At 73.0% G+C, this 6,490-nt stretch carries 6 protein-coding genes; 1 reads left to right on the plus strand and 5 read right to left on the minus strand.

Features of this window, described 5'->3' with window-relative positions; translation table 11 throughout:
• Positions 1 to 23: 23 nt before the first annotated feature.
• Positions 24 to 599 carry a hypothetical protein gene (locus IG54_RS0116235; RefSeq protein WP_037897195.1) on the plus strand — a complete coding sequence of 192 codons (576 nt, stop codon included), beginning with the start codon at positions 24 to 26 and terminating at the stop codon, positions 597 to 599.
• 56 nt (positions 600 to 655) lie between these two features.
• Here IG54_RS0116235 and IG54_RS0116240 read toward each other — a convergent pair whose 3' ends face one another.
• The 5 genes from IG54_RS0116240 to IG54_RS0116260 form a co-directional block, all read right to left on the minus strand.
• Positions 656 to 1,432 carry an SDR family NAD(P)-dependent oxidoreductase gene (locus IG54_RS0116240; protein WP_030783679.1) on the minus strand — a complete coding sequence of 259 codons (777 nt, stop codon included), beginning with the start codon at positions 1,430 to 1,432 and terminating at the stop codon, positions 656 to 658.
• A 95-nt stretch (positions 1,433 to 1,527) separates the two neighbouring features.
• Positions 1,528 to 2,112 (minus strand): TetR/AcrR family transcriptional regulator, encoded by a 585-nt coding sequence (locus IG54_RS0116245; RefSeq protein WP_030783681.1) that lies wholly within the window; start codon positions 2,110 to 2,112, stop codon positions 1,528 to 1,530.
• Positions 2,113 to 2,169: 57 nt separating this feature from the next.
• Entirely contained in the window at positions 2,170 to 2,511 is a 342-nt protein-coding gene (gene nirD, locus IG54_RS0116250; protein ID WP_030783683.1) for a nitrite reductase small subunit NirD, read from the minus strand.
• Positions 2,508 to 5,075, minus strand: coding sequence for a nitrite reductase large subunit NirB (gene nirB, locus IG54_RS0116255; RefSeq protein ID WP_030783685.1), 2,568 nt, complete (start codon positions 5,073 to 5,075; stop codon positions 2,508 to 2,510). Before nirB ends, nirD begins: the two co-directional genes overlap by 4 nt.
• Position 5,076: 1 nt before the next feature.
• Complete coding sequence (locus IG54_RS0116260) at positions 5,077 to 6,330, minus strand: NAD(P)/FAD-dependent oxidoreductase (RefSeq protein ID WP_051819541.1); 1,254 nt, start codon at positions 6,328 to 6,330, stop codon at positions 5,077 to 5,079.
• Positions 6,331 to 6,490 lie beyond the last annotated feature (160 nt).

The raw sequence follows: 6,490 nt of genomic DNA on the forward strand, positions 1-6,490 counted from the left end.
ACGGCCGCCCTAGCGTGCCGCACATGGGACACAACGGGACGACACGGGAGCCCGCCGGGCGCGGCACGGCGCGGGGCGAGGGCGTTTACGTGGGCGCGGCGCAGACCGTGATCGACCGGAACTGGGTGGCGGACGTGCGGGCGGCGGTCCTCTGCTCGCTCGGGCTGCTCGTGCTCGTGGTCCTCCTCGACCTGGCCAACGGCACGCTCGGCCGCGCCCGCCTCGCCCTGTGGGCGGGACTCTCCGTACTCCTGTACGTGGTGCTGCACCCCGCGCGGGTGACGGCGGGCCCCGGCTGGCTCGCCGTACGGGGCCTCGTGCGCCGCCGCCACGTCTGCACCGGTCTGCTGACCGCCGTACGGCACAACGAGGGCGTCGCCGACCGCCTCGTCCTGTGCGACTCGCTCGGCAACCGCGTCGAACTGGACCCGCGCGTCCTCGTCGACAACCCGCTGCTGCTGCACCGGCTGGACCGCGGGGCCCGCGACGCCCGGGAGGCGGGGCTGCTCAGAACGGGCTGCACCGAGCTGCACCGCCTCACGGCACGCGTCGACGGGGCGGCGGCGCGGGGGGTGTTCGAGGCGTCGGACCTGCGGTAGGCGGTCGCGTCGGACCTGCGGTGGGCGGGCGCGTCGGACCTGCGGTGGGCGGGCTCTCAGGCCGCCGCGCCGCCGTCGACCAGCAGGTCCGCGCCGACCACGGAAGCGGAGTCGTCCGAGGCGAGATACAGCACGGCCGCGGCGATTTCCTCGGTCGTCGACACCCGGCCCAACGGCGTCTGCTCCTTCATCCGCGCCGCACGGTCCTCCTCGGTCTCGCCGCTCCTGAGCGACATCGAGGTGTCGGAGGAGCCCGGGCTGACGGTGTTGACGCGGACCCCGTCACGGATGTGCTCGGCGGCGGCCGCGCGGCTCAGCGCGGAGACGGCCGCCTTGGTCGCGCCGTAGGCGGCCATGCCGGGGATGCTGCTGTGGGCGCCCAGCGTCGAACCGATGTTCACTATCGCGCCGCCCCCGGCCTGCGTACGCATCTGCCTGACCTCCGCCTGGAGCGCCAGCAGGACGCCGGTGACGTTGATGTCGAGCATCGTGCGCCAGTCCTCCTCGGGCAGATCGGCGACCGGCTGCCCGGCGCGCAGGATGCCCGCGTTGTTGACGGCGACGTCCAGGGAGCCGAAGCGGTCCACGGCCGCCGCGACCAGCTCGGCCAGGTCGGCCGAGCGGGAGACGTCGGCGGTGACGGCGAGGGCCGTGCCGCCCGCCTCCTCGATGAGGGCCACGGTCTCCTTCAGGGGGGCCTCGGTGCGGCCGGCCACGACGACGTTCGCCCCCTCGGCGGCGAACGCGAGGGCTATGGCGCGGCCGAGACCGGATCCGCCGCCGGTGACGAGAGCGGTACGGCCGGTGAAGCGGGCACGGGTGACTACCGTCATGACAGAAACTCTTTTCTTGACTGATCGGTTCAGTATGAGGGCATGAGAAGTTCAGCGTCGAAGACATGCGAAAGCGTGGCCGGGGCGCGGGTCCCTCAGTCCAGGAGGGTCAGCGCCTGCTCCACCGCGTCCCGCACCCGCGCCGGATCCGCGGACGCCTTGCCGACCACGCGCAGACCCTGGAGCAGGACGAGCAGCATGCGGGCCAGCATCAGCGGGTCGCGGTCCTCGGGCAGCTCGCCCTGGGCCCGGGCACGGACGAGCGCGGAGTGCAGAAGGGTCTCGATGTGGTCCCAGCTGCGCTCGACGCCCCGGGCGGCCGCCTCGTCGTGCGGGGCCAGCTCGGCCGCCGTGTTGGTGACGAAACACCCGGTCAGGCGGCGCTGGTCGGCGGTGGCCTCGGCGCCGAAACGCCGCACCGCCGCGCGGACGGCGGGCAGTGCCGGGCCGGGCTGCGCCAGCTCGGCGAGCAGGAGGGGCCGCTGCTGCTCGCCGTACCGCTCCAGGGCCTTCAGATACAGGTCGTGCTTGTTGCCGAAGGTCGCGTAGATGCTGGCGCGCCCGATGCCGAGCGCCTCGACGAGGTCCGCCATGGACGTCGCCTCGTAGCCGCGCCGCCAGAACAGCTCAAGGGCCGACTGCAACGCGGCGTCCGGATCGAATTCCTTGGTCCTGGCCACGTCGAGGACTCTACGGCTTTCCAGAACGAACGGTCAAGTAATGCGTACGGTGACCGATCAGGCAATGCGTACGGGGTGGACGGTGACCGCGACCTCGTCGTCGTCCAGGCACCGCCCCGTCTCCAGGTCGAACCGCTGCTTGAGGAGCGGCGACGCGACGAACGGCCGTCCGTCCTGGGAGCCGAGCAGGCCCCGGGAGAGCACCGCGGCGCCCGTGAACGGATCGCGGTTGTCGATCGCGTACGCGCGGCCCTCGCGGTCGAGGAAGAGCGCGGCCTGGCTGCCGTCGGGCAGCAGCGCCGCGAGGCCCCGGCCCGGGGTCAGCCGGGCGTGCTCGCAGACCTCGAACCAGTCGTCCGCTAGGCGCAGTTGGACACGTGTGGCGGTGGCGGTGCTCATTGGGAGGCTCCTTCCAGGGGCCGGGGGCTGATGGAGAGCAGGGGCAGGTCCGGCTTGATCTGGTCCCGCTCGGGGACGAAGCCGACCGTCGGGTCCGGCACGCCCGGCGCGTTCACGAAGGACACGAAGCGGGCGAGGCGCTCGGGGTCGTCGAGGGTCTCGGCCCACTCGTCGCGGTAGTGCGTGACGTGGTCGGCCATCAGCGCCTCCAGTTCGGCGCAGATGCCCAGCGAGTCGTGGACGACCACGTCGCGTACGTGGTCGAGGCCGCCGTCGATCCGCTCCAGCCAGGCCGCCGTGCGCTCAAGACGGTCGGCGGTGCGGATGTAGAACATCAGGAACCGGTCGATGAGACGGACCAGTTCGGCGTCGCCCAGGTCCTGCGCGAGCAGGTCGGCGTGGCGCGGGGTGGCGCCGCCGTTGCCGCCCACGTACAGGTTCCAGCCGCTCGCCGTGGCGATCACGCCGAAGTCCTTCGACTGGGCCTCGGCGCACTCGCGGGCGCAGCCGGACACCGCCGACTTCAGCTTGTGCGGGGCGCGCAGGCCCCGGTAGCGCAGCTCCAGGTCGATGGCCATGCGCACGGAGTCCTGCACGCCGTAGCGGCACCAGGTCTGGCCGACGCAGGACTTCACCGTCCGCAGCGCCTTGCCGTACGCGTGCCCGGACTCGAAGCCTGCGTCCACCAACCGCGTCCAGATCATGGGCAGTTGTTCGACGCGGGCCCCGAAGAGGTCGATGCGCTGACCGCCGGTGATCTTCGTATAGAGGCCGAAGTCCCGCGCCACCTCACCGATGACGATGAGCTTGTCGGGGGTGATCTCGCCGCCGGGGATGCGGGGGACCACCGAATAGGAGCCGTTCCTCTGGAGGTTGGCGAGGAAGTGGTCGTTGGTGTCCTGGAGCGCGGCCTGCTCGCCGTCGAGGACGTACCCCTCGGCGCCGATCGTCGGGGCCAGCGAGGCGATGATCGAGCCGACCGCCGGCTTGCACACCTCGCAGCCCTCGCCGCCGCGCGCCGCCTCGCGCCCGTGCCCGTCGAGGAGCGCTCGGAACGACGTGATCCGCAGGACGCGCACGATCTCGTACAGCTCCTGACGGGTCTGGGCGAAGCAGCCGCACAGCCCCGTGTCACCGGACTGCGGAAGCAGCCGGCCGATCACCTTCACACAGCTGCCGCAGCCCGTACCGGCCTTGGTGCACTTCTTCACCTCGGGCAGCGTGGCGCAGGCCTGGATGGCGTCCTTGGTGACGTTGTGGCAGCTACAGATCACCGCGTGGCCCGGCAGCGACTCGGGGCCGAGCGCCACGGGAGCGCCCGCGCCCTCGGGCAGCACCAACTGCTCGGCGGGCAGCGGCGGGACGGTGCCGGTGAGCGGCCGCAGCAGGCCGTACGCCTCCGCGTCGCCGACGAGGATCCCGCCGAGCAGCTCGCCGCCCGCGCCGATCACCAGCTTCTTGTACGTGCCCGAGCGCGAGTCGGAGTAGACGACGTCGAGGCAGCCCTCGGCCGTGCCGTGCGCGTCACCGAAGGAGGCGACGTCGACGCCGAGGAGCTTCAGCTTGGTCGACAGATCGGCGCCGGTGAAGCTGGCCTCCTCGGCGGCGATGGCGGCGGCCGCCGTCTGCGCCATCTCGTACCCGGGCGCGACCAGGCCGTACACGCGGCCGTCCACGGCCTGCGCGCACTCGCCGATCGCGTACACGTCCGGGTCGCTGGTGCGGCACCGCTCGTCGACGGTGATGCCGCCGCGCTCGCCGACCGCCAGGCCGTGCTCGCGGGCGAGCTGGTCGCGCGGGCGGACACCGGCGGAGAACACCACGAGGTCGGTCGCCAGTTCGCTGCCGTCGGACAGCTTCATGGCGCTCACCGCGCCGTCCTCGCCCGTCACGATCTCCTGCGTGCCGGTGCCCGTGTGGACGGTCAGACCCATACCGGTGATGGTGCGCAGGAGCGCCGCGCCGCCGCCCTCGTCGACCTGTACGGGCATCAGGCGGGGCGCGAACTCCACGACGTGCGTGGCCAGTCCGAGCCCGCGCAGCGCGCCCGCCGCCTCCAGGCCGAGCAGACCGCCGCCGACCACCGCGCCCGTCGTGGCGTGCTTCTTCGCGTACTCCTCGATGGCGAGGAGGTCCTCGATGGTGCGGTAGACGAAACAGCCCGCCGCGTCCTTGCCCGGCACGGGCGGCACGAAGGGGTAGGAGCCGGTGGCGAGCACGAGCGTGTCGTAGGTGAGGACGCGTCCGGAGCGGGCGGTGACCGTTTTCGCCGCGCGGTCGAAGCTCTCGGCGGGCTCGTCGACGTACAGCTCGATGCCGTGCTCGTCGAGGAACGCCCGGTCGGTGAGCGAGAGTTCGTCGGGCGTGCGGCCCGAGAAGTACGAGGTCAGCTGGACCCGGTCGTAGGCGGGGCGCGGCTCCTCGCAGAGCACCACGATGCGGTGGCTCGCCGCGAGCCCGCGCTCGACGGCGGCCTCCAGGAAGCGCTGGCCGACCATGCCGTGACCGACGAGCACGATCGTGGGGCGGCGGTCCGGGGTCTGTGCGGGGTTCGGCTTCGGCATCTCAGCGGCCTCCGATAGGGGTCTCCCCTGCTCGAACGAAGTCGAGAGCCTGGGGTTGGGTGAGCAGGTGGAGCAGCGGGCTGTCGTCGTCGGGCAGCGGGGCATCGGCCTCCCAGGCGCGGGCCAGCGCGCCCACCGAGGCGAGGTCGCCGAGCAGGACACCGCCGACCAGGCGGTCGCCGCGGACGACGACCTTGCGGTAGGTGCCGCGGGTGGCGTCCGCGAGCTGGATGACGTCGTCGTCGGGGTGCGGCTCGGGGTCGCCGAACGCGGCGAGGTCCAGGGGGCCGGGGCCCGGCAGGGTCAGGCGGGTGAGCATGCGGCTGCCGGTGTAGGGGGCGTCTTTCCCACCGATGAGGGCCTCCGCGAGCGCGTCGGCCTGTTCGAGGGCCGGGGTCGCCAGACCGTAGACGCGGCCCGCGTGCTCCGCGCAGTCGCCGACGGCCCTGATGTGCGGATCGGACGTGCGCAGCCGGTCGTCCACGACGATCCCCTTGCGCACGTCGAGCCCGGCGGCCAGCGCAAGACCCGTACGGGGGCGTACGCCGCAGGCCAGGACGGTCAGCTCGGTCTCCAGCTCGAAGCCGTCGGCCAGCTCCACATGGCGTACGGCGCCGTCCGTGACGCCGACGCCGCGCACCCGGCACTCCGTGTGCACCTCGACGCCGAGGCCGGTGAGGTGGCGGCGCACCAGCTCCGAGGAGGCGGGATCCAGCTGGCGCTCCATGAGCCGCTCGGCCTGCTGGGTGAGGACCACCTGCGCGCCGCGCTGGGCCAGGGCGCGGGCCGCCGAGACGCCGAGGAGGCCGCCGCCGATGACGACGACGCGGGTGCCGGGGGCCACGGCCCCCGACAGGGCCAGGCAGTCGTCCATCGTCCGGAAGGCGTGCACGCCCCGGGGCAGCTCGCGGGCGCCCGGCGCGAACAGGCCGCGCAGCGGCGGCAGGACCGGGTTGGAGCCGGTCGCGAGGATCAGGGTGCCGTACGGGACGACGGTGCCGTCCTCGCAGTGCACCAGGCGCTCCGCGCGGTCGACGCGGACCGCGCGGGTGCGCAGGGTGGTGGCTTCGGGGGCGGGCAGGGTGATCACGTCCGCGCCGTAGCGGCCCGCGAGGACCTCCGCGAGGAGGACGCGGTTGTACGGGGCGTGCTCCTCCTCGCCGATGAGTACGGTGTCGATGGCCTCTGCGGCCAGGCGCTGTGTTACGCGGGTGCCGGCCAGGCCCGCGCCGATCACCACTGCCGTGGATGTCATGCTCCGCAGCCTGCGGGGTGGGTGTTTCCCTGTCGGGGCCGGGTTGTTTCTCTGCGGGAACGGTGCGCTCAGCTTCCGCCGGGGAGTGCTGTGAGGGTTTTCCGCCTGCTTCGCGGCGGATCGCTATCCCACCCACCCGCCCGTCTGCCCCGCGCCGAGA

Source organism: Streptomyces sp. NRRL S-920 (assembly GCF_000717945.1).
Taxonomy (GTDB): Bacteria; Actinomycetota; Actinomycetes; order Streptomycetales; family Streptomycetaceae; genus Streptomyces; species Streptomyces alboniger.